Origin of the sequence: Variovorax rhizosphaerae, assembly GCF_037889975.1 — a bacterium.
Classification (GTDB): Bacteria; Pseudomonadota; Gammaproteobacteria; order Burkholderiales; family Burkholderiaceae_C; genus Variovorax; species Variovorax rhizosphaerae.
The window spans coordinates 58,905-81,832 of record NZ_JBBKZT010000014.1 but is presented as its reverse complement, the minus strand read 5'-3'; the positions used below and the strand labels follow the sequence as shown (position 1 = coordinate 81,832).

The following is a 22,928-nucleotide window of genomic DNA, read 5'->3' as shown; positions in this document are numbered from 1 at the left end:
CGCGTCGAAAGATAGAAGGACACCTCGATTGGGCCGCCTCTGACAATTCGGCGAAGAGTCGCGCGCACCTGCGCCGCCGGGCCTGGTGCCTCCCGACGCCCGAGAGGCCAAGAATGAGACGCGCAGCAAAAAGCCGGCGCTGGGCCGGCTTTTTGCTGGGTGGCAGCGGCGATGCCGCTTGCTGTCAGGTGCGCTTGCGCGACGTCAGCACTTATCAACCACGCGCAGCGCGCAGGCGGATCGAGAACTCGCGCAGGGCCGCGATGCCGCTGGCTTCCGCGCGACGGCACCAACCGGCCAGGTCAGCCGCGAGTTGCTCGCGTGATTGCGTGGTGTTGAGCCAGAGCTGGCGCAATTCTTCGCGCATCGTGACCATCTTGTCGATCACCGGCGACGCGGCGCGGGCCTGAACCAGATTGGGACGGGCTTCCGCTGGCACCTTGTCGTCGTCGCGATGCAGCCAGCGGTTGGCCGCCTTGAGCACCGACAGGTCGGCACCCTTGGCCTTGAGCTGGGCCAGCTCTTCGTTGACCGTGCGGCGCATCTGGCTGGCGTAGCCGGCCATGACTTCATAACGGTTGGCGATGACGGCTTCGAGCGTCTTTTCGTCGGCCACGGGCTGGATGTCGCCCATCAGCATCTTCGGCGGAACCTTCTTGACCTTGGCCCAGCCGATCTTCTGCATCATCTGGATGTAGACCCAGCCGATGTCGAATTCGTACTTCTTGACCGAGAACTTGGCCGAGGTCGGGTAGGTGTGATGGTTGTTGTGCAGTTCTTCCCCGCCGATCAGCAGGCCCCAGGGCGAGATGTTGCGGCTGGCGTCGGGCGCCTCGAAGTTGCGATAACCCCAATAGTGACCAATACCGTTGATGATGCCGGCGGCCGTGATCGGGATCCAGAGCATCTGGACAGCCCACACTGCCATGCCGAGCGCGCCGAAGAGCGCCAGGTTGAGCACCAGCATCAGGCCGACGCCTTGCCAGCTGTAGCGGCTGTACAGGTTGCGTTCGATCCAGTCGTCCGGGGTGCCATGACCATAGCGGTCGATGGTTTCCTTGTTCTTGGATTCCGCGCGATACAGCTCGGCACCGCGCCAGAACACTTCGTCGATGCCCTTGACTTGCGGACTGTGCGGATCGTCCACGGTTTCGCACTTCGCGTGGTGCTTGCGGTGAATGGCGACCCATTCCTTGGTCACCATGCCAGTGCCAATCCACAGCCAGAAGCGGAAGAAGTGCGACGGGATCGGACCCAGATCCATGGCGCGATGGGTTTGCGTGCGGTGCAGAAAGATGGTGACCGCGGCAATGGTGATGTGCGTGGTGGCGAGCGTGTACAACACGACTTGCCACCATGTGAGGTCCCACAATCCGTATCCGAGCCAGTCGATGGCCGCGCTCAGGACGGCAGAGTCAGGAAACGTCATTGATTTTTTTACTCCGTAGCCGCACGAAGGTGCAGCTTGCTTGTAGCCTTCGATTTTAAGGGTTTGTGCCCAAAAAAGGGGCTAAATCCTTGCCCTGTCGGACGTTTCCGGCGTCTTTGGAGTCGCGTCCCTAACCGAGTTGCTTGCGAGCCCACACCGCCGCAAAGAAACCATCCGTGGCATGGAGATGCGGCCAGAGGCGCAAGTAACGCAGGCCGGAATCGCCGCCAGCACAAAGGCTGGCCGCGTTTTCCACCTTGAGGCTGGTCAGCAATTCACCCGCCTCCTGCACCACGTAGTCCGGGTTGACCACGGAAAACGCTTCGGCGATGGCCTCGTTTTCCTCCGGAAGAACGCTGCACGTCGCATAGATCAGCCGGCCGCCCGGCTTGAGCAGTCGCGCCGCGCTTTGCAGGATCGCGGTCTGCTTGGCCGTCAACTCCGCCACCGACTTGGCCGATTGGCGCCATTTCAGATCAGGGTTGCGTCGCAACGTACCGAGACCCGAGCACGGCGCGTCAACCAGAACACGGTCAATCTTGCCGGCCAGGCGTTTGATCCGGTCGTCGCGCTCGTGGGCAATGGCGGCGGGATGGACGTTCGACAGCTTGCTGCGCGCAAGGCGCGGCTTCAACGCGTCGAGCCGGTGCGCCGACACGTCAAAGGCGTAGAGCCGTCCGGTGTTGCGCATGGATGCGCCGATGGCCAGTGTCTTGCCGCCGGCACCGGCGCAGAAGTCCACGACCATTTCGCCGCGGTGCGCATCCAGCAGCAGCGCGAGCAGTTGGGAACCTTCATCCTGAACTTCCACAGCGCCGCGGGCAAAGGCGTCGACCTTGTTGATGGCCGGCTTGCCGTCGATGCGCAGGCCCCAGGGGGAAAAAGGCGTGGGCTTGGCGGGAATGCCCGCCAACTTGAGTTCCTTCTGCACGTCGGCACGCTTGTCGTTGAGCATGTTGACGCGCAGGTCCAGCGGCGCGGGTTGCTGCAGGCTTTGCACCAGCGGCCAGAAGCCGTCGCCGAGTTGGGCCTTCAGTGGGTTCACGAGCCATTCGGGCAGGTTATGGCGATGTCGCTCGAGCAGGTCCGCCTCGTCGACCGCGTCGCAGTTGTCGAGCCAACGCTTCTCGGTGTCGTTCAGCGCGCTCTTCAGGAAATCGCGCGGTCCGTGGAAGCCCAGGATGGCCATGCGGCGTTCCTTGGAACCACTGCCAGAGGGCGAGAGGTGGTCGAACAGGTTCTTCTTGCGCAGGACGGTGTAGACGGTTTCGGCCAGCGTGGCGCGCTCGCGCGGACCGAACTCGCGGTGCTCTCGGAAGAAGCGCGAGACGACGGCGTCAGCGGGGTGGTCGAACTTCAGGACGAGGCCGACCAGATCGGCGGTCGCCTCCAACAGGGCTTTGGGGTGCATGGGGCGATTGTCCCATCGCGCCTCGTTCGCCTCGAAAGGGCGATGCCAGGGAATGCGGGCCCCGGCCGGTCCGAAAGTCTGGCGCCCGATCCCTTCGAAACGATCGCATTGATGCCGCCGCCATGCCGAAGATTGGTAACAGTCGCCCCGCTCGGCTTGGCGCTGGCATGCTCGCCAAACCAGACAAAGTGTATGCACTCCGCCTGTTCCACAAACCGGCTTCACTCAACAATGCAAGAAAACGACCTGCCGCCACTCATCGAAACCCCACCCGGCCGCTACCGACACTACAAAGGCGGCGAATACGAGGTCATTGGCACCGTTCGCCATAGCGAGACGCTGGAGCCGCTGACGCTGTACCGCGCCCTCTACGGCAGCCAGGGCCTCTGGGTGCGACCGGCAGCAATGTTCGCCGAGACGATCGATATCGACGGCGTCATGCAGGCGCGCTTCACCAGGATCCGATGAAATTGCACGCAAGGTAGCCGGCAGCAAAACCGGCGAAACGGCGAATGCAAACTGGCTTTCATGGAACGCGTCCCGAGTCGCACGCCCTCCGCTTACCGCCATCGGCCCCAAAAGCGTTTGACGTTGGTCAGCCTAGTGGCCAGCCAGCCATCCCTCGATCGCCTGAGCGTAGATGCGGTGTTCCTGGGTCAGTACGCGTGCGGCAAGCGTGGCGGCATCGTCGTCCGGGAGGATAGGCACCACAGCCTGGGCGAGGATCGGCCCGTGGTCGAGTTCGGTCGTCACCTGGTGGACCGTTACGCCAGCCACCTTGCAGCCGGCCTCGATGGCGCGCCGGTGCGTGTGCAGCCCCGGAAACGCGGGCAGCAAGGACGGGTGGATGTTGATGAGTCGGCCCGCGTAGTGGTTGACGAAGGCTGGCGTGAGGATGCGCATGAAGCCGGCGAGCACGACCAGCGCGGGCGCGTGCCTGTCGATCTCCGTCGAGAGTTCGGCGTCGAAATCCTCGCGTGCCGCGAATGCGCGATGGTCCACCGATGCGGCGGCAACCCCCAGGTCCTTGGCAATCTGCAACCCGCCGGCCTCCGGTTTGTTGCTGATCACCGCGGCCACGCGTGCATCGAATCGCTCGGCCCAACGACCTTGGGCCGCCGCGCGCACGATGGCCGCCATGTTGGAGCCACCGCCGGAAATCAGGATCACGATGTTCTTCTGCATTGGGCGCGGATTATCCCGGCACGGCATCGAGCGAAGCCCTACGCAATCTCCGGCTGCTTGTCGCCGCGCGGACACCTCGCATTCGCACGCTCGTGCTAAAACTCTGGCCGGCACGGAGACAGCCGCCCTTCGGCGGCACCGGACAATTAGCGAGGCACGCATGGATTTGAGCTTCACGCCCGAAGAACAGAAGTTCCGCGAAGAGATTCGCGCATGGGTCAAGGAAAACCTGCCCAAGGAGACCGCCAACAAGGTTCACAACGCGTTGGAACTGACGCGCGACGACCTGCAGGACTGGGCCAAGATCCTTGGCAAGAAGGGCTGGCTCGGCTACGGCTGGCCCGCCAAGTTCGGCGGCCCCGGCTGGACCGCGGTGCAACGCCATCTGTTCGAGGAAGAGTGCGCCCTTGCAGGGGCGCCCCGCATCATTCCCTTCGGCCCGGTGATGGTCGCGCCGGTGATCCAGGCCTTTGGCAACGAAGAGCAACAGAAGCGCTTCCTGCCCGGCATCGCCAGCGGTGAAGTCTGGTGGAGCCAGGGCTACAGCGAGCCAGGCTCGGGCTCCGACCTCGCCTCGGTCAAGACCAAGGCCGAGCGCAAGGGCGACAAGTACATCGTCAACGGCCAGAAGACCTGGACCACGCTCGGCCAGCATGGCGACTGGATGTTCAACCTGGTGCGCACCAGCAACGAAGGCAAGCCGCAGACCGGCATCAGCTTCCTGCTGCTGGACATGAAATCGCCCGGCGTGACCGTGCGCCCGATCAAGCTGATCGACGGCGGTCATGAAGTCAACGAGGTGTTCTTCGACAACGTCGAAGTGCCGGTCGAGAACCTGATCGGCGAGGAGAACAAGGGCTGGACCTATGCCAAGCACCTGCTCTCGCACGAGCGCACCAACATCGCCGACGTGAACCGCGCCAAGCGCGAATTGGAGCGCCTCAAGCGCATCGCGAAGCAGGAAGGCGTGTGGGAAGAGCAGCGCTTCCGCGACGAGATCGCCAAGCTCGAGGTCGACATCGTCGCGCTCGAGATGATGGTGCTGCGCGTGCTGTCGGCCGCGACCTCGGGCAAGAACTCGCTCGACGTGGCCGGCCTGCTGAAGATCCGCGGCAGCGAGATCCAGCAGCGCTACAGCGAACTCATGATGCTGGCCGGTGGCCCGTATTCGTTGCCGCTGATCCGCGAAGCCATGGAAGCGGGCTGGCAGGGCAACTTCCCCGGCGGCCATCCGAACCTGGCGCCGCTGGCATCGACCTTCTTCAACATGCGCAAGACCACCATCTACGGTGGCAGCAATGAAGTGCAGCGCAACATCGTTGCGCAGACCGTCCTGGGCTGAGGAGAACAAGACAATGGATTTCAATTTTTCTGACGACCAGGAACAACTGCGCGACGCCGTTCGCAAGTGGGTCGACAAGGGCTATGACTTCACGCGCCGCAGCGCGACCGAAGCGGCCGGCGGCTTCTCGCGAGACGCGTGGGACGAGTTGGCCGGTCTCGGCCTGGCCGGCTTGTACATCCCGGAAGACGATGGCGGCATGGGCATGGGTCCGGTCGAAGGCATGGTCGTGATGGAGGAACTGGGTCGCGGCATCGTGCTGGAGCCGCTGGCGCAGGCGCTGATCTCGGGCGCCGTGCTGGCCGCACATGCCGACGAGGCGCTGAAGGAAAACTGGCTGCCGCGCATTGCCGGTGGCCAGGCCATCGTGGTGCTCGCCTACCAGGAACGCAAGGCACGCTACAAGCTGGACCAGTGTGCAGCACAGGCCAGCGCGGCCGGCAGCGGCTACACGGTGACGGGCGAGAAGAGCGTGGTGCCGGTGGGCGATGAAGCCGACGCGTACATCGTGCCGGCCCAACTCGACGGCAAGATCGCCCTCTTCCTCGTCGAACGCTCGGCCAGCGGTGTGGAATCGCGCGGCTACGGCCTGCAGGACGGGAGCCGCGGCGCAGAAGTCGTGTTCGACAAGGCGGCCGCCACGCTGATCACCAAGGACGGCCTCGCTGCCCTGGAACACGCGGTGGACGTCGGCATCGCCGCGACCTGCGCCGAAGCGGTCGGCGTGCTGGACAAGACCATGGACCTCACCGTCGAATACCTGAACCAGCGCAAGCAGTTCGGCGTGACGATCGGCAGCTTCCAGGCCCTGCGCCATCGCGTCGCCGACATGAAGATGCAGCTGGAGCTGGCGCGCTCGATGAGCTATTACGCCACCCTCAAGCTCAACGCACCCACGGCCGAACGTCGCCAGGCGATGGCGCGCGCCAAGTACCAGTTGGGCGTGGCCATGCGCTTCGTCGGTGCGAATTCGGTGCAACTGCACGGCGGCATCGGCGTGACGGACGAATACATCGGCAGCCACTACTTCCGCAAGCTCACGCAGATGGAAATCCAGTTCGGCGACACGATGCATCACCTGGGCGAAGTGTCGGCACGGATGAACGACACAGCAGGCGTCTTCGCCTGAGGCTGTTGCTCGCCTCCCTGCGTCGCGGCACTGCGTGAAGCTTTCCCCTCGCTGTCCGGGGCAACACGAATGTCCCGGCAAGCCGGTGCCGCCGTTGACAAAATAAATCGCGCCCGTTGGCAAGTTGCTGACGGGCGTTCTTGATTTAGCTCAAGGAACACCATGCACACTCGCCGTCACGTCCTCACCACCGGCCTGGCCACGTCCCTGCTTGCCGCCTGCGCCACCCTGCCCTCGTCCACCGACCGGCCACCCATCGTCTTCATGCACGGCAACGGCGACTCGGCGGCGCTCTGGCAGACGACGATCTGGCGCTTCGAGTCGAACGGTTGGCCGCGCGAGCGTCTCATTGCGCTCGACCAACCCATGCCGCTGGCACGCGAAAACGACAACGTCGCCCAGCCGGGCCGCAGCTCGACGGCCGAATCGATGGCGTTCCTGCAGGGCGAGGTGGATCGCGTATTGCGGGCGACCGGCGCCAGCAAGCTCATCCTCGTGGGCAACTCGCGTGGAGGCAACACGATCCGCAACTATGTGCAGAACGGCGGCGGAGCGGCCAAGGTAAGTCACGTCGTGCTGGGCGGCAATCCGGCGCACGGGATCTGGGCGATCCCCGGCTTCAATGAGCAAAGCGAGTTCTCGACGCTGTCCACGTTCATCCAGCAGCTGAATGCGCCCAAGGGTGCGAACGGGGACGAGGTCACGCCGGGCGTGAAATGGCTCACGCTGCGTTCCGACAACAACGACAAGTTCGCGCAACCGGACGGCGCCTGGATCGGCGCGCCTGGCAAGCCGACCCACGTGACCTATGACAGTCCCGCGTTGAAGGGCGCGACCAACCAGGTGCTGCCGCGCGTGGACCACCGCGAGACATCCTTCTCGCCGGCCGCCTTTGCCGCGACGTGGCAGTTCCTCACCGGCGAGGCGCCGAAGCGCATCGACATTGCGCCGGAATCCGCAATGACGCTCGGCGGCCTGGTGACCGGCTTCGGCCTCTCGAGCACCGACCCCACGAGCGGACAGTTCACGAACAACCTCCCGCTGGACGGCGCGCAACTCGCGGTGTATGCCACCGACCCCGCCACCGGCGTGCGCAGGGGTGACGCGGCCTATCGCAAGACCATCGGCACGGACGGCCGATGGGGTCCGTTCGCGGCACAACCAGGCACGACGTACGAATTCGAGATCAGCGCGCCCGGCTATGCCACGACGCACATCCATCGCAGTCCGTTCCGACGCAGCAGCAGCATCGTCAACCTGCGCCCCGACCGCATCCTGCCCGCCGATCGCGAAGCAAAAGCCATCGTCATCTTCACCCGCCCGCGCGGCTACTTCGACGCACAGCGCGACACCATGCGCTTCGACGGACAGACCGCGCTACCCGGCGTGCCACCCCGCGGCGCGGGCGTCTCCAGTTCGAAGATCAAGCTCGACAGCGACGCGCAGCGCGCGATCACGGGCGAGTTCAACGGCGAGCGCATCACAGGCCTGGTGCGGCCCGCAGTGCAAGGCCACATGACGCTGCTGGAGTTGACGTACTGACGCTTGTCAGAAGCACCTTGAGACCAGTTCTTGCGCGGCAACCTGTGTGGGCCCCGAAACGCGGTCGGATTGGCGCACGAGTGCGCCCAGCCTGGCGAGCGAACTACCCGTGCAAGCGGGAGCTGTGAGGCAGATGCGCCATCAGGAACTCCATCTGGTCCGCCAGGATGCGGCGGTTGCGCAGGATGAAGTCTTCCCAGAGGCTGGGCACGTAGGGCGCATAGAGCAACGGCATGTTGGCCTGCTCGGGCGTGCGGCTGCTCTTGCGGTGGTTGCAGGGCTTGCAGGCCGTGACCACGTTCATCCACACGTCGACGCCCTTCTGCGCGAACGGGATGATGTGCTCGCGCGTCAGGTCGTCCTCGTGGAAGTGGCCGCCGCAGTACGCGCAGATGTTGCGGTCGCGCGCGAACAGTTTGCTGTTGGTGAGACCCGGGCGCTGCTTGAAGGGATTGATGCGTGGCACGCCCTTGGTGCCGATGATGCTGTTGATGACGATCTGCGACTGCTTGCCCGTCACGGCGTTGTGCCCGCCGCGGAACAACGCGATCTCGCCGCCGGCTTCCCAGCGCACTTCGTCGGCGGCGTAGTGCGTCACCGCCTGCTCGAGCGAAATCCACGATTGGGGCAGCCCTTGGGCCGACAGCTTCAAGACCTTCACCACAACGCCTCCAGAAAGACGGACCACGGAGAGAGACCGGCTACCAGTGCAAGGAACGGGCCGCGATGCGCCGCTTGCGTTGCACTGCGTCACAATATACCGGCTTTATGACAATATGCCCCGTGTGTGCCCATTCTGCGGGCGCAGCGTGCTATCAAAAAGATACCAACCATGCAGGTTTTCCGCGGGTTCCGGCATCCCGGCATCGCGCCGGCATGCGCCCTCACCATCGGCAATTTCGACGGCGTGCACCGCGGCCACCAGGCCATGCTGGCGTTGCTGACGACGGAAGCGAGACATCGCAAGCTGCCCAGTTGCGTGCTGACCTTCGAGCCGCATCCGCGCGACTACTTCGCGGCCCTCACGAAGAAGCCCGAACTGGCGCCGGCCCGCGTCGGCACCTTGCGCGACAAGCTGACCGAGCTGGCCGCCTGCGGCGTCGACCAGACGGTCGTTCTCCCCTTCGATGCCCGCCTGGCTGGCCAGACGCCCGATGAATTCGTCGACCGGGTGCTGGTCCATGGCCTGGGCGCGCGCTATGTGCTCGTGGGCGACGACTTCCGCTTCGGCGCCAAGCGTGCCGGCGACTACGCCATGCTCGACGCGGCCGGCGATGCGCGCGGCTTCGACGTCGCGCGCATGCAGAGCTACGAAGTCCACCAGACGCGCGTGTCGAGCTCGGCCGTGCGCGAGGCCCTGGGCAAGGGCGACATGGCCCGCGCACAGGCGCTGCTGGGCCGGCCCTACAGCATCAGCGGCCATGTGGTGCACGGTCGCAAGCTGGGCCGCACGCTCGGCTTCCCCACGCTCAACATGCGCTTCAAGCACTGGAAGCCCGCCGCCAACGGCATCTTCGCGGTGCTGGTGCATGGCCTCGTCGACCGGCCGATCCAGGGCGTGGCCAACCTCGGCGTGCGGCCTTCGCTCGATGCCAACGACGTCAATGCCGGCCGGGTGCTGCTGGAGACGCATTGCCTCGAATGGCCTGCGGAGCTGGCCGGCGAAGGGGCCTACGGTAAAATCGTGCGCGTGGAACTGCTGCTCAAACTGCACGACGAATTGCGCTACACCAGCCTCGAGGCCCTGAAAGCGGGCATCGCCAAGGACGGTGACGACGCGCGTGCGTTCTTCGCTTCCACCCATCGCCAGACCACGCGCGACCGAATTCAGAGCGGAGCCTGATCCGCCGCGTGCGGCGCGCGCCTCGATCAGACGCGCCTCACGCCCCATCGATTGTTCGAGCGTTGCAGGATGCAGCGCAGATTTCTGGAACCCCCATGTCCGACACCAAATCCGCTGGCGCCACCGATTACCGCGCCACCCTCAACCTGCCCGACACGCCCTTCCCGATGCGCGGCGACCTGCCCAAGCGCGAGCCGGGCTGGGTCAAGGCCTGGGAAGACGAAGGCCGCTACCACCGCCTGCGCGACGCCCGTGTTGGCGCGCCCAAGTTCATCCTGCACGACGGCCCGCCCTATGCCAACGGCCAGATCCACATGGGCCACGCGGTCAACAAGATCCTGAAGGACATGATCACCAAGGAGCGGCAGCTCGAAGGCTTCGACGCGCTGTACGTGCCGGGCTGGGACTGCCACGGCCTGCCGATCGAGAACGCCATCGAGAAGAAGCATGGCCGCAACCTGAGCCGCGACGACATGCAGGCGAAGAGCCGCGCCTTTGCCACCGAGCAGATCGCGCAGCAGATGGTCGACTTCAAGCGTCTGGGCGTGCTGGGCGAATGGGACCATCCGTACAAGACGATGGACTTCGCCAACGAGGCGGGCGAACTGCGTGCGTTCAAGCGTGTGATCGAGCGGGGCTTCGTGTATCGCGGGCTGAAGCCGGTGTACTGGTGCTTCGACTGCGGCTCCTCGCTGGCCGAGTTCGAAATCGAATATGCGGACAAGAAGTCGCAGACCGTGGACGTGGCCTTCAAGGCGCATGACCCGGGGAAGCTGGCCGCGGCTTTCGACCTGCCTTCGCTGACCAAGGACGCCTTCGCAGTCATCTGGACCACGACCGCATGGACGATCCCTGCCAACCAGGCGATCAACCTGAACCCGGAGCTTGAGTACGCGCTTGTCGATACCCCGCGCGGTCTGCTGGTGCTGGCGGCCTCGCTGGTCGAGATGTGCATGAACCGGTGGGCGCTGGACGGGGAAGTCATCGCCACGGCCAAGGGCGAGAAGCTGGGCGGGCTCGAGTTCGAGCATCCGCTTTACGACGTGGACGCGGGCTACAAGCGCTTGTCGCCGGTCTACCTCGCCGACTACGCCACCGCCGACGACGGCACCGGCCTGGTCCACTCCTCGCCCGCCTACGGCGTGGAAGACTTCAACTCCTGCATCGCGCACGGCGTGGCCTATGACGACATCCTGAACCCGGTGCAGGGCAACGGCAGCTATGCGCCGGACTTCCCGCTCTTCGGCGGCCAGCACATCTGGAAGGCCGTGCCGGTCATCATCCAGGCGCTGCGCGACGCGGGTCGCCTCCTGAGCACCGAGGCCATCACCCACAGCTATCCGCACTGCTGGCGCCACAAGACGCCGGTGATCTACCGCGCCGCCGCGCAGTGGTTCGTGCGCATGGACGAAGGCGAAGGCGTGTTCACCAAGGACAAGGCACCGAGGACCCTGCGCCAGACCGCGCTGGAAGCCATCGAGCAGACCAGCTTCTACCCGGAAAACGGCAAGGCGCGCCTGCACGACATGATCGCCAACCGGCCCGACTGGTGCATCTCGCGCCAGCGCAGCTGGGGCGTGCCGATCCCCTTCTTCCTGCACAAGGATTCGGGCGAACTGCATCCGCGCACGATGGAGATCCTGGACCAGGCCGCCGACATCGTCGAGGAAGGCGGTATCGAGGCCTGGAGTCGCGTGACCGTCGAGGAGATCCTCGGCGCCGAGGACGCGCCGCACTACACCAAGAGCACCGACATCCTGGAGGTGTGGTTCGACTCGGGCTCGACCTTCTGGCACGTGCTGCGCGGCACGCACCCGACGGTGCACCACGCCACCGGCCCCGAGGCCGACCTGTACCTCGAAGGCCATGACCAGCATCGCGGCTGGTTCCATTCCTCGCTGCTGATCGCCTGTGCGCTGGAAGACCGCGCGCCCTACCGCGGCCTGCTGACGCACGGCTTCACGGTCGACAGCCAAGGCCGCAAGATGAGCAAGTCGCTTGGCAACGGCATCGACCCGCAGGAGGTCAGCAAGAAGCTGGGCGCGGAGATCATCCGGCTGTGGGTGGCCGCGAGCGACTATTCGGGCGACATCGCGGGCGACGACAAGATCCTCGCGCGCGTCGTCGATGCCTATCGCCGCATCCGCAACACGCTGCGCTTCCTGCTCGCGAACACCAGCGACTTCGACGTCACGAAGGATGCGGTGCCGCTGGACCAGTTGCTGGAGATCGACCGCTACGCATTGAGCCGCGCGTCACAGTTCCAGGCCGAGATCCTGGCGCACTACAAGGTCTACGAGTTCCATCCGGTGGTGGCCAAGCTGCAGGTCTACTGCTCGGAAGACCTGGGCGCCTTCTACCTCGACATCCTGAAGGACCGCCTCTACACGACCGCCGCCGGCTCGCATGCGCGCCGAAGCGCGCAGACCGCGCTCTGGCACATTTCGCAGGCGATGCTGCGCTGGATGGCGCCGTTCCTCAGCTTCACGGCCGAAGAGGCGTGGACGCTGGTGGGCGATGGGAAGTCCATCTTCGCGCAGGTGTTCAGCCGCTTCGACGCACCCGACGAAGCGCTGCTGGCCAAGTGGAACCGCATCCGCGAGATCCGCGACGACGTCAACAAGCAGATCGAGGCGGTGCGCGCCGAAGGCAAGGTCGGCTCGTCCCTGCAAGCCAACATCGAACTCACCGCGGGACCGGAAGACCATGCGCTGCTTTCCAGCCTGGGCGAGGACCTGAAGTTCGTGTTCATCACCTCGGCGATCAGCCTGGTGGAGGGCGCGGACGTGTCGACGCAGGTCAAGGTCAGCACGGACACAAAGTGCGAGCGCTGCTGGCACTACCGCGTCGACGTCGGCCACGATGCGTCATACCCGACGATCTGCGGCCGTTGCACCAGCAACCTGCATGGCGCCGGCGAAGCACGGAGCTTTGCCTGATGGCCGGCAAGCGCTCGATTTCGTCCTCCTCCGCGTTCGGCGCCGGCGTGTGGCCGTGGCTGGGACTGGCGGCGATCATCCTGATCGTCGACCAGTTCACCAAGACGCTGATCCTCGGCTACTACCAGTACGGCGGCCCCGTCACCGAGGTCACGAGCTTCTTCAACATCGTGCGGGCGCACAACACCGGCGCGGCGTTCTCCTTCCTGGCCGATGCGGCGGGCTGGCAGCGCTGGCTGTTCACCGGCATCGGCGTGGCCGCGGCGGTGTTCATTTTCTGGATGCTGAAGAAGCACGCCGGGCAGAAGCTGTTCTCCTTCGCGATGGCCTGCATCCTGGGCGGCGCCATCGGCAACGTGATCGACCGGATGATGCACGGCTACGTGGTCGACTTCCTCGACTTCCACCTGGGCGGCAAGCACTTCCCGGCTTTCAACGTGGCGGACAGCGCGATCACCATTGGGGCGGTCTGCCTGGTGCTGGACGAGTTGCGCCGGGTCAGGAAAGGCTGACGCCCCTTGGGCCGAGCGGCTCGGCCCGCAGCCAAGGGGAAATCGAGTCGAGACGGCAAGTACATCCACGCAAGGGCCCCCAGGGCCGGGCCATGCCCAGCCCGCCCCCCCCCGCGGGGGATTGAGTCGAGATGCCAAAACCACATCGATTCAAGAGAGCTCGAGGCTGGGCGTGTCCGAGCCCGCCCACGAGGCCCAAGTCGAGTTGGCAATGCCACATCGATTTGACAGCGACTGGCATGCGGACGTGACCCCGCCCGCTGGCGCGACCAGCGGCGAAGCGCAGTCACCGGAGCACTTGAAGGCATTGCGTCGCCTCCGAGCCCCGCAATGCACGAGCGGGCCGAGCGTGCCCTATAGTGGCCCTGCCACATGAAACATTTGTTGAACTTGTTGGCAGCGGTTGCGCTGCTGGTCTGGGGGACCCATCTCGTTCGCACGGGCGTGCTGCGGGTGTTCGGGGCCAACTTGCGCAAGTTCCTCGCACGCAGCATGCGCAACCGCTTCACGTCCGCCTTGTCGGGCATCGCGGTCACGGCGCTGGTGCAGTCGAGCACGGCCACCTCGCTGATGACATCGTCCTTCGTGGGGCAGGGGCTGGTGACCCTGCCGGCCGCGCTGGCCGTGATGCGTGGCGCCGATGTCGGGACCGCACTGATGGCGGTGCTGTTCTCCACCGACCTGTCGTGGCTGTCGCCGCTGTTCATCTTCGTAGGGGTGGTGCTGTTCATCACCCGTTCGGCCAGCGCGGCGGGGCGCATCGGGCGCGTGCTGATCGGACTGGGCCTGATGCTGCTGGCGCTGCAACTGGTGGTGCAGGCGACGGGGCCGCTGTTCTCCGCGCCGGCGGTGCGCGCGCTGCTGGCCTCGCTCAACAGCGATGTGCTGTTGGAGATCACCATCGGCGCCGCGTTCGCGGTCGTGGCCTATTCCAGCCTGGCCGTGGTGCTGCTGGTCGCTGCCATGGCCAGCTCGAACCTGGTGCCGCTCGACGTGGCGCTGGGGCTGGTGCTCGGCGCCAACCTGGGCAGCGGCATCCTGGCGGTGTTGACGACGGCGAAGTCCAGCGTCCAGGTGCGGCACGTGACGGTTGGCAACCTGGTGTTCAAGCTGCTGGGCGTGGCTGTGGCGGCGCCGCTGGTGGGGCTGTACCTGCGGCACCTGAGCCCCTATGTGTCGGATGCGACGCACCTGGTGGTGCTCTATCACCTGGCCTTCAACGTGGTGGTGAGCCTTGGCTTCATCGGCCTGACGAACCGGGTCGCGTCATGGGTGACGCGGCTGATGCCCGTGCCGGTGGAGTCGGTCGCCAGGCAGCGGCAGCACCACCTGGACCCTTCCGCGCTGTCGACACCGAGCCTCGCCATCTCGAACGCCGCGCGCGAGGCGCTGCACCAGGCCGACATCGTCGAGACCATGCTGATCGGCATGCTCAACGTGATCAGGCACAACGACCTGCAACTGGCGCAGGAACTGCGCAAGCTCGACGACACGGTGGACGAGCTGTACTCGTCGATCAAGTACTACATGACGAAGATCTCGCGCGAGGCGCTGGGCGAGGACGAGAGCCGGCGCTGGACCGACATCATCAGCTTCACCATCAACATGGAGCAGATCGGCGACATCATCGAGCGCGTGATCATCGACATCGAAGACAAGAAGATCAAGCCGCAGCGCAATTTCTCGGAGGCCGGGATGGCCGAGATCGTCGAGCTGCACGAGCGGCTGGTGGCCAACCTGCGGCTGGGCATGAGCGTGTTCCTGAACGGCAATGTGCGCGATGCGCAGCGGCTGCTGCATGAGAAGGCGCGCTTCCGCGACCTGGAGCGGGCCTATGCGGGGACGCACCTCGATCGGCTGTCGGAGCAGACGGCGCTGAGCATCGAGACCAGTTCGCTGCACATCGACTTGATCAGCGACTTGAAGCGCATCAATTCGCACATCTGCTCGATCGCGTATCCGATTCTTGACCTGGTCGGGGCGCTGTCGCCGAGCCGGCTGCGCACCTCGCGGCTTGGGGAGCTCGAGCAGTCCTGAAGGGCCCGCGGTACACCTGCCAGCGGACCTCATCTTGCTCGCCCTTCGCGGGCGCCTGCCCATCCACCCGTGACTGGCACAGCGCGTTCCGCGCCGTCGCGTGAAGCTCAGTCCGCCGTGCCTTCGGCAGCCGCTTCCGCCGGACTGACGATCGGTGCCGTTGCAACGGCCGCCGGCTCGACGCGCTTCGCATAACGCTGCGCCAGCACCGCACACACCATCAACTGGATCTGGTGGAACACCATCAGCGGCAGCACGATGGCGCCGACCGCATGGGATGCGAACAGCACCTTGGCCATGGGAATGCCGCTGGCCAGGCTCTTCTTGGAGCCGCAGAAGACGATGGTGATCTCGTCGGCCTTGTCGAAGCCGAGCTTGCGCGCAATCCAGGTGGTGCTGGTGAGCGCCAGCGCCAGCAGCACCACGCACACCACGACCAGGCCCAGCAGCGCGCTGATGGGCACCTGCTTCCACAGGCCCTCGATCACGGCCGCGCTGAACGCGGTGTAGACCACCAGCAGGATCGAGCCCTGGTCGACGAACTTGAGCACGGGAGCGTGCTTCTTGGTAAAGCCACCGATCCATGGTCGAGCGAAGTGGCCAACCGCGAACGGCAGCATCAGTTGCAACAGGATGCGGCCGATGGCGTCGAGCGCGCTGCCGGCCCCTCCGCCGCCATGCGGGACCACCAGCAGGTTAACGAGGATCGGCGTGACGAACACGCCCAGGAGCGTCGAGGCCGAGGCGCTGCAGACAGCCGCCGGGATGTTGCCCCGCGCCATCGAGGTGAAGGCAATGGCCGACTGCACCGTGGCCGGCAGCACGCAAAGGAACAGCACGCCGGTGTAGATCTCCGCCGTGACCAGTGGCGAGAGCACCGGCTTCAACGCAAAGCCCAGGAACGGAAACAGCGCGAAAGTGCAGGCGAACACCAGCAAGTGCAACCGCCAGTGCGTGATGCCGGCCACGATGGCCTCGCGCGAAAGCTTCGCGCCGTGCAGGAAGAACAGCAGGCCGATCGCGAAGGTGGTCAGGCCTTCGAAGAAACGGCCCGGGCCGCCGCTGGCCGGCACCAGGCTGGCCAACACCACCGTGGTGACCAAGGCGAGCGTGAAGTTGTCGGGGAGAAAGCGTGAACGGGCCATGGGCGCTATTGGACGCGCATGGCATTCAAAAGTGAAATGGATTTATCTGATAGATATATTCATGCACCGCATCAATACATGCTGTGTGTCGCTTCCCGGCGGCGCAGGCAGAAATCGACCAGGTCGTCCAGTTCACTGGCCTTGTCGAACACTGCATCCGCACCGAGTTGCATGCACCTGCGGCGCATGTCGGTCGAGGCGTGGTTACTCAGCACGACGACCTTGCTGGAAGGATTGCGGTCGCGGCAGGCCTCCAGGACGCTCAGGCCGCTGCCTCGCTTCAAGAACAGGTCGACGATGGCCAGGTCCCACTCGTCCGCGTGGCTGCACAGCCAGTGCACGGCTTCCGCCTCGGAATCGGCCGTGCCAACCGGGTCCACCCGCGCGACTTCGCGCAGGGTATCGACGAGATTGCGAAGAATCGTCGGGTTGTCCTCGACGACGAAAACTCTGACTGCAGCCATGGGTCTCCTTTTGGGGGGAGGCTATGACTCGATGGCATGGGGATACGCAGTCCCCGTGCACGATCGAAAGTAGGAGAACTCCCTGCAAGCTAACCCCACCCCCGAATGCGCCCCTCGGCGCTCCGCCTCAAGGGGGCGCACCCGACGGCCCGGCAAAGCCGGTTCCACGGGTGCCCACGAACAGACCAGCAACCCTCAGAGCGTCAACACGGTACAGCCGGTGGTCTTGCGCGCTTCCAGGTCGCGATGCGCCTGCTGCACATCCACCAACGGATAACGCTGGTCGACCGGGATCTTCACCGCCCCGCTCTCGACCACCGAGAACAGGTCGTCCGCCATCGCCTGGGTGGCTTCGCGCGTCGCGATGTGGGTGAAAAGCGTCGGCCGGGTCACATAAAGCGAGCCCTTCGATGCCAGCGTGCCCAGGCTGACCGGCGGCACCGGGCCCGAGCCATTGCCGAACACCGCGAGCAGGCCGAGCGGCCGCAGGCAGTCGATCGAGCCGTCGAAAGTGTCCTTGCCGACCGAGTCGTAGACCACCTTCACGCCCTTGCCGCCGGTGATCTCCCGGACTTTCGCGGCGAAGCCGCCGGTGCTGTAGTTGATCGCGTGGGCGGCGCCGTGGTCCAGCGCGAGCTGGCACTTCGCGTCGGTGCCCGCAGTGCCGATCAGCTTCAGGCCGAGCGCCCGGGCCCACTGGCAGGCAATCAGCCCCACGCCCCCGGCTGCCGCGTGGAACACGATGAAGTCGCCCGACTGCAAGCCTTCCACGGGCAAGGTCTTCTTGAGGAGATACTGCGCTGTCAAGCCCTTCAACATCATGGCCGCGCCGGTCTCGAAGGAGATGCCGTCGGGCAGCTTGCAGACGCTCCTGGCCGGCATCACGCGCAGCTCGCAGTACGCGCCCGGAGGCTGGCTTGCGTAGGCCGCGCGGTCCCCGGCCTGGAGGTGCGTGACGCCCTCGCCCACCGCCTCGACCACGCCGGCAGCCTCCATGCCCAGCTGCAGCGGCATCTGGAACGGATAGAGCCCGCTGCGCTGGTAGGTGTCGATGAAGTTCAGGCCGACCGCCTTGTGACGGATGCGGATCTCGCCCGGGCCCGGATCGCCCACGTCGACCTCGACGATCTTCAGTTCTTCCGGGCCGCCATGGCGGTCGATGCGAACGGCTTTGCTCAGCATGTACGTGAATCCTCGCAGCGGTTCAGGGTGAAAAGGGGATGGATCGTGCCATGAAATGAAAACCAATGTCGCACAAGCGAGACAAGGCTCGGGAAAGCCCGAACTGCGGGCCCGGAGTCCGGGTCGCACGCCCGGTCACGCCCGTGGAAGAGCAAGAAGAGCAAAGAACGACAGCGTTCCCGGCGAAGCTTTCGGCGCCGCAGCCTGTACGCTGCAACGATGAACGACACGCCCCCACTGCCCGCCCTTCCCGCGGACGCGCTCGCGCGCCTGCATGCCCTGCTGACCAGCGGACAGCGCAAGCTGCTCGGGCTGATCGGCGCACCCGGCGCCGGCAAGTCCACGCTGGCGGCTGCGCTGCTGGAAGCCGTGGGTGCGGACCGCGCCCAGGTCGTGCCGATGGACGGCTTCCACCTCGCCAACGTCGAACTCCAGCGCCTTGGCCGCGCCACGCGCAAGGGCGCGCCCGACACCTTCGACAGCGCCGGCTATGTGGCGCTGCTGCAGCGGTTGCGCGAACAGCGCGCCGATGGCGACATCGTCTACGCCCCCGAATTCCGCCGCGAGATCGAAGAGCCCATCGCCGGCGCCATCGCGGTGTTGCCTTCCACGCAATTGGTCATCACCGAAGGCAACTACCTGCTGCACGACGTCGGCCCCTGGGCCGGCGCAGGACGGCTGCTTGACGAGGCCTGGTACGTCGACATCGACGACGCCGTGCGCGAAGAGCGCCTGGTCCGGCGCCATCAGCAATTCGGCCGCAGCGCCGAAGAGGCGCGGGCCTGGGTGGAAAGCACCGACGCGCCGAACGCACGGCTCATCGCCGCCACCAGGACACGCGCCCACCACGTCCTCGCATGGTCCTGAGCTTGGCTTGCGTGACTCGCGGCGCCCTCATATCAGTTTTCCATGACGCTGGCGCGTCTTCCGCGACGCATGAAACCGGGGCGAGCACAGCGTTGCCCGTTCGTGGGCACCCACGGAACCGGCTTTGCCGGGCCGTTGGGTGCGCCAACTTGAGGGGCTGAGGGCCGCGGCTCCAAGTCTGCCCGCGCAGACTTGGACGGCCCGCAAGGGCAGCCGCCTCTGGCGGCCGTTCGTGGCGCCGCAGGCGCTTCGGGGGTGGGCTTTCATTTCAGCGGTCCCCGCCGAACTTCCTGCGAAACGCGGAAGGCGTCATGCTCTTCACATCGAGAAAGCGGCGATTGAAGTTGGCCACGTTGTTGAAACCGACGTCATGGCAGATCGTCGAGATCGGCGCCTGCGATTGCAGCAGCAACTGGCATGCCCTTGAAATCCGCAGCCGGATCAGGAAATCGGTGAACGTATTGCCGGTGCGGCGGTGGAACACGCGCGAGAAATGGCTCTTGCTCATGTCGAAGTTCCGGGCCACGCGCTCCATCGACAGGCCATCGGCATAGTGCTCGTTGACGAAGCCCATGATCGCGTCGATCTGCGCCATCGAATCGGCGTCCTCGGTCGCGGCCGTCCACGGGTTGGACAAGAGCCGGTAGTCCTTCCACTCCGCGAGCACGCCCAGGAAGTCCAGGAAGGCCGAAAGCCTGGACATGTTCTGCCGCGACTGGATGCGGGTGAAGCAGTCCAGCGCAATCTCCGACAGGCCGAAGAACTCGATACCGCGCGCCGAGCGGTCCAGCAGCGGAAACGCCTCCTTCAGCTCGGAGATCCGTTCCGCGGCACGGTCGATCGGCGCCCGGTCGAAGACGATGCAGTGATCGCGCAGCGCAACGCCTTCGGCCGGGGCATTGGTCGAGATCCAGTTGTGCGGGAGCCGGGGCCCGGTCATCACGAGGTTGCCGGGTTCGAAAGTCCCGATGTAGTCCCCCACGAACATCTTGCCGCTGGTCGCGACCACCAGGTGGATCTCGTAGTCCTCGTGGTAGTGCCACCGGATCAGCGGCGACGGTGTGCCGTGGCTGACGCAGCGCACCAGCCGGTCGAGATCGGAGGCCGGGCTGTAGCCCAGCTCCGAGTTCCGGCACAACGGATCTTCCCTGGACGGGGCGGACTGTCCCATGGTGCTCACCGTTCGCACGACGGGGCTGCTTACTTGTAGTAGCCGGCCTTCTTCATCTCGCGCTCCGCGATGGTCTGCGAAGTCTTCAGCGCCTGGTCCACCGTGACCTTGCCCGACAGCGCCGCGCTCATCTGCTGGCCGACCGCCGTGCCGATGGCCTGGAACTCCGGAATGGCCGCGTACTGGATGCCGATGTACGGCGATTTGGGCAGCGTCGCGTCGTTGATGTTCGCGCTGTCGATGGCCTTCTTCTCGGCCTCGGCAAACTTGGCCGCCTTCTGGAACTCGGGATTCGCATAGGTGGACTTGCGCGTGCCGGTCGGCACCGAGCCCCAGCCGGCCTGCTTGGCCACGAGGTTGATGTAGTCCTTGGACGTGGCCCAACGGATGAACTTCTGTGCGGCCTCGTCCTTGGTCGAGCTGGCGGGAATGGCGAGGTTCCAGGACCACAGCCAGTTGGCGCCCTTGGGCGTGACGGCGATGGGTGCCTGTGCGAATGCGACCTTGTCGGCGACCTTCGACTGCTTGGGATCGGAGATGAAGGATGCGGCGATGGTCGCATCCACCCAGGCGCCGCACTTGCCTTCGTTGAAGAGCGCCAGGTTCTCGTTGAAGCTGTTGGCCGACGCACCCGGCGGGCCGTAGGCCTTCATCAGGTCGACGTAGAAGGTGATCGCGTCATGCCACGGCTTGGTGTCGAGCTGCGGCTTCCATTCCATGTTGAACCACTGGCCGCCGAAGGTGTTGGCCACCGTGCTCAGCGGGCCCATGTTGTCGCCCCAGCCCGGCTTGCCGCGCAGGCAGATGCCGTACACGCCGGCCTTGGGATCGTGGACCTTGGCGGCCAGTTCCTTCACCTGCGTCCAGGTCGGCTGGTCGGGGATCTTGATGCCGGCCTTGTCGGCCAGGTCCTTGCGGTACATGAGCATCGAGCTCTCGCCGTAGAAGGGCGCGGCATAGAGCTTGTTCTCGTAGGAGAGGCCATTGCGGATGGCAGGCAGGATGTCATCCACGTCATAGGCCGTGTCGGTGGCGATGGGCTTGAGCCAGCCCTTCTTCGACCAGATCGGTGCTTCGTACAGCCCGATGGTCATGACGTCGAACTGGCCGCCCTTGGTGGCGATGTCGGTCGTCACGCGCTGGCGCAGCGTGCCTTCTTCCAGCGTGACCCACTTGACCTTGATGTCGGGGTTGGCCTTTTCGAAGAAGGGCGTGAGCTTCTGCATCTCGATCATGTGGCCGTTGTTCACGGTCGCGATGACCAGTTCCGTTGCGGCGGATGCGGAAAGGGCGAATGCGGTGCCGGCCAGGCCCACGAGCAGTTTCGAGTAGTACATATGCCTCCTTGATTTTGAGTGTGACGAGAGAAATCCTGTCCACTCGAGGATGGCGAAGATCGACTGCTCCCGGTAATGCGCCACTTGCATCCGTCGATACTTATGTGCTTTTCGAACTAGCGACTTTCCCTAGTGATCCCCGACTGCGCGCGCCATCCCTCTCTCGCCGGGAGAGGGCCGGGGTGTTGGCGGCATGGGCTGACTCAGCTGTGCCCTCATCCCGACTTTTCCCGGAGGGAGAGGGAGCAAGCCATGTCGAGCATGCAGCGCGCAGGCCATGGGCCGACGGCTGCGCATCGAGCATAGGCACACGGAAGTATTGCCATCGCCCTCAGGACGCATACCGAAGCCCGTTCGGGCACCCCCGGCCGGCTTTGCGCGCCGCTGGGTACGCTCCTTGACGAGTGGCTGCCGCTGGCGCTCCAGCCGCCAGCGGCTCCCCCCCGGGAGCACTTGAGTCGGCCCGATCACCGTCGTTGCCTGCGCAGGCTTGGACGCCCCGCGCAAGAACAGATGCGTGTGCGCGCCGAACGCGCCTCGCGAATGGGTCAATAGGTTCCCGGATACGCCCCGCCATCCGTCAGCACGTTCTGCCCAGTGATGTAGCCGGCCTGCATGCTGCACAGGAAAGCGCACGTTGCGCCAAACTCCTCCGCGGTACCGAAACGGCCCGCCGGAATGGTCCTGGCGCGGGCGGCGCGAATGGCGTCGATGTCCTGGCCGGTCTTCTTCGCAGTGCCTTCCATCGTGCCCTTGAGTCGGTCGGTGTCGAAGGCGCCCGGCAACAGGTTGTTGATGGTCACGCCCTTGGCAGCGATGGACGTGCGCGCGACACCGGCAATGAAGCCGGTGAGCCCGCTGCGCGCACCGTTCGACAGGCCGAGGATGTCGATCGGCGACTTCACCGAACTGGAAGTGATGTTCACGATGCGCCCGTAGCCGCGCGCGGCCATGCCGTCGACCGTGGCCTTGATCAGTTCGATGGGTGTCAGCATGTTCGCGTCGACGGCCTTGATCCACGCATCGCGGTCCCAGTCGCGGAAGTCACCCGGTGGCGGGCCGCCCGCATTGGTGACGACGATGTCGTAGTCGGCATGCGCCGCGAAAGCTGCTGCGCGCCCTTCGACCGTGGTGATATCGGCGGCCACCTGCTTGACGAAGGGCGAGGCTCCGTTGGCGCCATCGGGACGAAGGGCCGCCAAACGCGCCGCTGCCGCTTGCAACACGTCGGCGCCGCGCGCCACGATCACCACATTCACGCCCTCGCGCACCAGCGCTTCCGCGCATCCGAGGCCCAGGCCTTTGCTCGCACCACACACCAGGGCGGTCTTGCCCGCAATTCCGAAATCCATAGTTGACGTCCTTGTGTTCGATCAGGGGAAAAATCGCGCGC

The 22,928-nt window shown here is 65.4% G+C and carries 19 protein-coding genes; 9 read left to right on the top strand and 10 right to left on the bottom strand.

Going from position 1 to position 22,928, the window contains the following annotated elements; all coding sequences use genetic code 11:
• Positions 1 to 214 precede the first annotated feature (214 nt).
• Positions 215 to 1,429, bottom strand: a complete 1,215-nt coding sequence (locus WKW82_RS26915; RefSeq protein ID WP_340345588.1) for a DesA family fatty acid desaturase — start codon at positions 1,427 to 1,429, stop codon at positions 215 to 217.
• Positions 1,430 to 1,559: 130 nt separating this feature from the next.
• Positions 1,560 to 2,840, bottom strand: a complete 1,281-nt coding sequence (locus tag WKW82_RS26910) for an RsmB/NOP family class I SAM-dependent RNA methyltransferase (RefSeq protein ID WP_340345587.1) — start codon at positions 2,838 to 2,840, stop codon at positions 1,560 to 1,562.
• Between the two features lie 231 nt (positions 2,841 to 3,071).
• Here WKW82_RS26910 and WKW82_RS26905 point away from each other — a divergent pair, with 231 nt between their 5' ends.
• Entirely contained in the window at positions 3,072 to 3,308 is a 237-nt protein-coding gene (locus WKW82_RS26905) for a DUF1653 domain-containing protein (protein WP_340345586.1), read from the top strand.
• Positions 3,309 to 3,440: 132 nt separating this feature from the next.
• Here the strand turns inward: WKW82_RS26905 and purN are convergent, their stop codons facing one another.
• Entirely contained in the window at positions 3,441 to 4,025 is a 585-nt protein-coding gene (purN, locus tag WKW82_RS26900) for a phosphoribosylglycinamide formyltransferase (RefSeq protein WP_340345585.1), read from the bottom strand.
• A 160-nt stretch (positions 4,026 to 4,185) separates the two neighbouring features.
• Here purN and WKW82_RS26895 point away from each other — a divergent pair, with 160 nt between their 5' ends.
• The 3 genes from WKW82_RS26895 (at position 4,186) to WKW82_RS26885 (ending at position 8,038) form a co-directional block, all read left to right on the top strand.
• On the top strand, positions 4,186 to 5,367 hold the full coding sequence (locus WKW82_RS26895) for an acyl-CoA dehydrogenase family protein (protein WP_340345584.1): 1,182 nt from the start codon (positions 4,186 to 4,188) through the stop codon (positions 5,365 to 5,367).
• 13 nt (positions 5,368 to 5,380) lie between these two features.
• A complete protein-coding gene (locus WKW82_RS26890) occupies positions 5,381 to 6,496 on the top strand; it encodes an acyl-CoA dehydrogenase family protein (protein WP_340345582.1) in 1,116 nt (371 codons plus the stop codon).
• A 162-nt stretch (positions 6,497 to 6,658) separates the two neighbouring features.
• A complete protein-coding gene (locus tag WKW82_RS26885) occupies positions 6,659 to 8,038 on the top strand; it encodes an alpha/beta fold hydrolase (protein WP_340345580.1) in 1,380 nt (459 codons plus the stop codon).
• A 103-nt stretch (positions 8,039 to 8,141) separates the two neighbouring features.
• Here WKW82_RS26885 and WKW82_RS26880 read toward each other — a convergent pair whose 3' ends face one another.
• A complete protein-coding gene (locus tag WKW82_RS26880; RefSeq protein ID WP_340345578.1) occupies positions 8,142 to 8,699 on the bottom strand; it encodes an HNH endonuclease in 558 nt (185 codons plus the stop codon).
• Between the two features lie 171 nt (positions 8,700 to 8,870).
• Here WKW82_RS26880 and WKW82_RS26875 point away from each other — a divergent pair, with 171 nt between their 5' ends.
• The 4 genes from WKW82_RS26875 (at position 8,871) to WKW82_RS26860 (ending at position 15,369) form a co-directional block, all read left to right on the top strand.
• Positions 8,871 to 9,881 (top strand): bifunctional riboflavin kinase/FAD synthetase, encoded by a 1,011-nt coding sequence (locus WKW82_RS26875; RefSeq protein WP_340345576.1) that lies wholly within the window; start codon positions 8,871 to 8,873, stop codon positions 9,879 to 9,881.
• Positions 9,882 to 9,976: 95 nt separating this feature from the next.
• Entirely contained in the window at positions 9,977 to 12,820 is a 2,844-nt protein-coding gene (gene ileS, locus WKW82_RS26870; protein WP_340345574.1) for an isoleucine--tRNA ligase, read from the top strand.
• Positions 12,820 to 13,332 carry a signal peptidase II gene (lspA, locus tag WKW82_RS26865; RefSeq protein ID WP_340345573.1) on the top strand — a complete coding sequence of 171 codons (513 nt, stop codon included), beginning with the start codon at positions 12,820 to 12,822 and terminating at the stop codon, positions 13,330 to 13,332. Before ileS ends, lspA begins: the two co-directional genes overlap by 1 nt.
• A 372-nt stretch (positions 13,333 to 13,704) precedes the next feature.
• Positions 13,705 to 15,369 carry a Na/Pi cotransporter family protein gene (locus WKW82_RS26860; RefSeq protein ID WP_340345571.1) on the top strand — a complete coding sequence of 555 codons (1,665 nt, stop codon included), beginning with the start codon at positions 13,705 to 13,707 and terminating at the stop codon, positions 15,367 to 15,369.
• A 107-nt stretch (positions 15,370 to 15,476) separates the two neighbouring features.
• Here the strand turns inward: WKW82_RS26860 and WKW82_RS26855 are convergent, their stop codons facing one another.
• From WKW82_RS26855 to WKW82_RS26845, 3 genes are all read right to left on the bottom strand, one after another.
• Positions 15,477 to 16,514: a bile acid:sodium symporter family protein gene (locus tag WKW82_RS26855; protein WP_340345569.1), complete on the bottom strand. Its 1,038-nt coding sequence runs from the start codon at positions 16,512 to 16,514 to the stop codon at positions 15,477 to 15,479.
• 71 nt (positions 16,515 to 16,585) lie between these two features.
• Entirely contained in the window at positions 16,586 to 16,978 is a 393-nt protein-coding gene (locus tag WKW82_RS26850) for a response regulator (protein WP_340345568.1), read from the bottom strand.
• A gap of 195 nt (positions 16,979 to 17,173) precedes the next feature.
• Positions 17,174 to 18,160: a quinone oxidoreductase family protein gene (locus tag WKW82_RS26845; protein WP_340345566.1), complete on the bottom strand. Its 987-nt coding sequence runs from the start codon at positions 18,158 to 18,160 to the stop codon at positions 17,174 to 17,176.
• A gap of 219 nt (positions 18,161 to 18,379) precedes the next feature.
• Here WKW82_RS26845 and WKW82_RS26840 point away from each other — a divergent pair, with 219 nt between their 5' ends.
• Positions 18,380 to 19,027: a nucleoside/nucleotide kinase family protein gene (locus WKW82_RS26840; protein WP_340345565.1), complete on the top strand. Its 648-nt coding sequence runs from the start codon at positions 18,380 to 18,382 to the stop codon at positions 19,025 to 19,027.
• A gap of 268 nt (positions 19,028 to 19,295) precedes the next feature.
• Here the strand turns inward: WKW82_RS26840 and WKW82_RS26835 are convergent, their stop codons facing one another.
• From WKW82_RS26835 to WKW82_RS26825, 3 genes are all read right to left on the bottom strand, one after another.
• On the bottom strand, positions 19,296 to 20,198 hold the full coding sequence (locus tag WKW82_RS26835) for a helix-turn-helix domain-containing protein (RefSeq protein ID WP_340345563.1): 903 nt from the start codon (positions 20,196 to 20,198) through the stop codon (positions 19,296 to 19,298).
• 29 nt (positions 20,199 to 20,227) lie between these two features.
• Positions 20,228 to 21,535 carry an ABC transporter substrate-binding protein gene (locus WKW82_RS26830; protein WP_340345561.1) on the bottom strand — a complete coding sequence of 436 codons (1,308 nt, stop codon included), beginning with the start codon at positions 21,533 to 21,535 and terminating at the stop codon, positions 20,228 to 20,230.
• A 548-nt stretch (positions 21,536 to 22,083) separates the two neighbouring features.
• Complete coding sequence (locus WKW82_RS26825; protein ID WP_340345560.1) at positions 22,084 to 22,887, bottom strand: SDR family oxidoreductase; 804 nt, start codon at positions 22,885 to 22,887, stop codon at positions 22,084 to 22,086.
• Positions 22,888 to 22,928: the final 41 nt, after the last annotated feature.

Bases quoted from the DNA above. Each gene is read 5' to 3' on its own strand.
- WKW82_RS26855 (WP_340345569.1), bottom strand. From the start codon at position 16,514: ATGGCCCGTTCACGCTTTCTCCCCGACAACTTCACGCTCGCCTTGGTC.
- WKW82_RS26825 (WP_340345560.1), bottom strand. From the start codon at position 22,887: ATGGATTTCGGAATTGCGGGCAAGACCGCCCTGGTGTGTGGTGCGAGC.
- WKW82_RS26890 (WP_340345582.1), top strand. From the start codon at position 5,381: ATGGATTTCAATTTTTCTGACGACCAGGAACAACTGCGCGACGCCGTT.
- WKW82_RS26885 (WP_340345580.1), top strand. From the start codon at position 6,659: ATGCACACTCGCCGTCACGTCCTCACCACCGGCCTGGCCACGTCCCTG.
- WKW82_RS26905 (WP_340345586.1), top strand. From the start codon at position 3,072: ATGCAAGAAAACGACCTGCCGCCACTCATCGAAACCCCACCCGGCCGC.
- WKW82_RS26895 (WP_340345584.1), top strand. From the start codon at position 4,186: ATGGATTTGAGCTTCACGCCCGAAGAACAGAAGTTCCGCGAAGAGATT.
- WKW82_RS26875 (WP_340345576.1), top strand. From the start codon at position 8,871: ATGCAGGTTTTCCGCGGGTTCCGGCATCCCGGCATCGCGCCGGCATGC.
- WKW82_RS26840 (WP_340345565.1), top strand. From the start codon at position 18,380: ATGAACGACACGCCCCCACTGCCCGCCCTTCCCGCGGACGCGCTCGCG.
- purN (WP_340345585.1), bottom strand. From the start codon at position 4,025: ATGCAGAAGAACATCGTGATCCTGATTTCCGGCGGTGGCTCCAACATG.
- WKW82_RS26910 (WP_340345587.1), bottom strand. From the start codon at position 2,840: ATGCACCCCAAAGCCCTGTTGGAGGCGACCGCCGATCTGGTCGGCCTC.
- WKW82_RS26845 (WP_340345566.1), bottom strand. From the start codon at position 18,160: ATGCTGAGCAAAGCCGTTCGCATCGACCGCCATGGCGGCCCGGAAGAA.
- WKW82_RS26860 (WP_340345571.1), top strand. From the start codon at position 13,705: ATGAAACATTTGTTGAACTTGTTGGCAGCGGTTGCGCTGCTGGTCTGG.
- WKW82_RS26915 (WP_340345588.1), bottom strand. From the start codon at position 1,429: ATGACGTTTCCTGACTCTGCCGTCCTGAGCGCGGCCATCGACTGGCTC.
- lspA (WP_340345573.1), top strand. From the start codon at position 12,820: ATGGCCGGCAAGCGCTCGATTTCGTCCTCCTCCGCGTTCGGCGCCGGC.
- WKW82_RS26830 (WP_340345561.1), bottom strand. From the start codon at position 21,535: ATGTACTACTCGAAACTGCTCGTGGGCCTGGCCGGCACCGCATTCGCC.
- WKW82_RS26835 (WP_340345563.1), bottom strand. From the start codon at position 20,198: ATGGGACAGTCCGCCCCGTCCAGGGAAGATCCGTTGTGCCGGAACTCG.
- ileS (WP_340345574.1), top strand. From the start codon at position 9,977: ATGTCCGACACCAAATCCGCTGGCGCCACCGATTACCGCGCCACCCTC.
- WKW82_RS26850 (WP_340345568.1), bottom strand. From the start codon at position 16,978: ATGGCTGCAGTCAGAGTTTTCGTCGTCGAGGACAACCCGACGATTCTT.